Source organism: Deltaproteobacteria bacterium, assembly GCA_016210005.1.
Taxonomy (GTDB): domain Bacteria; phylum Desulfobacterota; class Binatia; order HRBIN30; family JACQVA1; genus JACQVA1.
In genome coordinates this window covers 1-2,739 of the sequence record JACQVA010000139.1, presented here as the reverse complement: position 1 = coordinate 2,739, position 2,739 = coordinate 1, and the positions used below count along the sequence as shown (strand labels likewise).

5 protein-coding genes are annotated in these 2,739 nt (G+C 61.2%); all 5 read left to right on the top strand.

What is annotated here, in order from left to right:
* The first annotated feature begins 343 nt into the window (after nucleotides 1–343).
* The 5 genes from HY699_13135 (at nucleotide 344) to HY699_13115 (ending at nucleotide 2,703) form a co-directional block, all read left to right on the top strand.
* Entirely contained in the window at nucleotides 344–568 is a 225-nt protein-coding gene (locus HY699_13135) for a DUF433 domain-containing protein (GenBank protein ID MBI4516748.1), read from the top strand.
* Nucleotides 565–897 carry a DUF5615 family PIN-like protein gene (locus HY699_13130; GenBank protein MBI4516747.1) on the top strand — a complete coding sequence of 111 codons (333 nt, stop codon included), beginning with the start codon at nucleotides 565–567 and terminating at the stop codon, nucleotides 895–897. Before HY699_13135 ends, HY699_13130 begins: the two co-directional genes overlap by 4 nt.
* Nucleotides 898–1,071: 174 nt before the next feature.
* Nucleotides 1,072–1,245, top strand: coding sequence for a type II toxin-antitoxin system HicA family toxin (locus HY699_13125; GenBank protein MBI4516746.1), 174 nt, complete (start codon nucleotides 1,072–1,074; stop codon nucleotides 1,243–1,245).
* A 2-nt stretch (nucleotides 1,246–1,247) separates the two neighbouring features.
* Nucleotides 1,248–1,667, top strand: a complete 420-nt coding sequence (locus HY699_13120; GenBank protein MBI4516745.1) for a helix-turn-helix transcriptional regulator — start codon at nucleotides 1,248–1,250, stop codon at nucleotides 1,665–1,667.
* Between the two features lie 229 nt (nucleotides 1,668–1,896).
* Entirely contained in the window at nucleotides 1,897–2,703 is an 807-nt protein-coding gene (locus tag HY699_13115; GenBank protein ID MBI4516744.1) for a hypothetical protein, read from the top strand.
* The last annotated feature ends 36 nt before the right edge of the window (nucleotides 2,704–2,739 follow it).

Genomic DNA, 2,739 nt, shown 5'->3' with positions numbered 1-2,739 from the left:
GCGCCCGGTCCCCGGCCTTTGAGCACCCCGTGCGCTTGCCATCGAACCCCTAATCGCCCTACAATCCCCATAACACGTGGGGAGCACCGTCGGTGATCAGCGGTTCAGTTCAACGGGGCCTGCCTGCCGAAGCTGCGGCGCAGGCAGGCCTTTCCGCCATCCGGCGGCAACGACCACAGCATCTCGCGCAACGCCCCGTCGCGCCGGATGACGGAAAAACCCTTTTACGTTCGGCGGGCTCGCCAGCGTGGAGATCGAAGAGCTGCTGCGATCAACTGCGATCAAGGCCATTCGTTGGCTGCAAGGTGGCGGCATGCTACGATCCGATGCAGAGGAAGCGGCCGTGACTGAAATCGCAGAGCGAATCACAGTCGACTCCGACCAGTGTGGCGGACGGCCCTGCATTCGCGGAATGCGAATCCGCGTTGTTGACGTCCTCGATCTGCTGGCCAACGGTCTCTCGGCGGAGCAGGTGATCGAGGAACTGCCCGATCTCGAGCCCGAGGACATCCGCGCCTGTCTGAGGTTTGCGAGCCGGCGCCTCGACCATCCAGTGTTGACGGCGTGATCATCTGGATCGATGCGCAGCTGTCACCATCGTTGGCGCGATGGATCAACGACAGCTTCGGCGTAGAGGCGCACGCGGTTCGCGATCTTGGGCTACGGAACGCCAAGGATCCGGAGATCTTTCAGACGGGGCGGCAGGCTGGAATCGTCGTGATGAGCAAGGATGCCGACTTCGTGGAGCTTGTCGAGCGCCTGGGTCCCCCACCGCAGGTTCTCTGGGTGACCTGTGGCAACACGTCGGACGCATCGCTCAGGAGTCTGCTCACCGTGCGTTTTCCACGTGCCCGGCAGCTTCTCGAACAGGGCGAAGCGGTTGTGGAAATCGCATGAATGGCCGCGTAACGGGCGAGGATCATACCCGCGTGAGGCCGAGCATGGGCATCGACCCGACAGTGCGCGAGACGCATTCTGCCAAAGATCCGCAGCGTTCCGTGTCGCGCACCGCGGGTCATGCTGGGCTTCGCGGACTTGTCCCTTGCACACCGATAGGTGTACATTGTCCCAATGAAGAGGCGGGAGCTGGAGCGGCGGTTGAGAAGCCTCGGATGGAGATTCGTTCGGCACGGGGGAAAGCACGATGTGTGGTTCGACGGTGAGCGTGAGGAGACCGTGCCGCGCCATACGGAGATCAATGAGAAACTGGCGACGGTCATTTTGGTCCGCGCCAAGAAGGTCTGAAGATGCGATTTCAAGGCAAGCTTTGCAGCGAAGGCAAGTTCTGGCTGGCTGAGGTCCCGGTCTTTGATGCGATGACGCAGGGCCACACCCGGAGGGAAGCGCTCGACATGATCGCGGACTGGTTCGTGACCATGGCCAATCGCAAGGGCTTCTGCGTCGATATCCACCCGGTTGGCAACGACAAGTTCGAGGTCAGTTCCACGGACGCGCGGACGATGGTGAGCCTGTTGCTAAAGAGGCAGCGCCAGAAGAGCGGTCTTTCGCTGGCGCAAGCTGCCCAGCGGCTGGGCGTGAAATCTCGGAACGCCTATGCGCGGTACGAACGAGGGGCGTCGGTTCCCACGGTGGAGAAGCTCGATGAACTCTTGCGCGCGGTTGCGCCGGGGCGAGATATTGTGCTTCAGCAGAGCGCTGCAGCGTAAGACAGCGCGGGGACATGTGGTGAGTGCCCGATGCTCTAACTCAGCGCTCCAGCCGACCGCGGCCACGAGCCGGCTGGTGTAGAGCGGAATGTCCCGATCTGGCCGCGGCGGCTGAGCGCCAAGGCGTTAGGACATGGCGAAACATACAAGATCTGAGGTGCGCGATCGGCGCTGTAAGCTCTGCCACAACCCTTCTCCGCTATGTGACTCACACATTGTACCGGAATTCATGTACGAACCGTTGTACGATGACAAGCATCGGATGATCTTCGTGAGCGAGGAAGAAGGCCGACCAAAGAAAGAGAGGCCACTTCAACGTGGCATTAGAGAGAAGCTGCTGTGCTCTGCCTGTGAAGGGGAGATCAACCAGCAGTACGAGCACCCCAATGTCGAAGTCTGGCGAGGATTCGTGGCGCAAAAACCAGTGCGTGGGATTTCGGTAACCCCTATCCAAGGGGATGATGGCAGCTGGGCCGTCCACGTCGCCGGATTCGATTACCCACGCTTCAAGCTCCTTCTTCTCTCAGTGCTGTGGCGCGCCAGCGTGGCACGCGGCCGGGACTATGCTGAAGTGGCTCTTGGGCCGCATCATGAGGAACGTCTTCGAACGATGCTGCGTGAAAAGAACGCTCGCGCCCAAGCGGATTACCCCTGCCTTTTCTACGTGTTCACGGAGCCGACGTTCGGGCTCATGGCACGTCCTGCTCGGACCAAGTTGGACGGCTACACCTCTTATCAGTTCTTGCTGCCGGGCGTACTCCTTTGGTTCGTGGTCGGGGACAGCACGCGGCCCTATGAGATGGCGAAGTTTGCGCCGAAGGAGGACGGATCACTGATCGCCCCGTTCGTCGAGCCGGGAGAGGTCCCGTTGGTGAAGCATGCCGCCCGTGCTGTGCAGAAGCTCGCCAGAATGGAGAACAAGCGAAGGCCTAACGTAAAAGGGTTTTTCCGGCATCCGGCGCGACGGGGCGTTGCGCGAGATGCTGTGGTGGTTGCCGCCGGATGGCGGAAAGGCCCCGTTGAACTGAACCGCTGATCACCGACGGTGCTCCCCACGTGTTATGGGGATTGT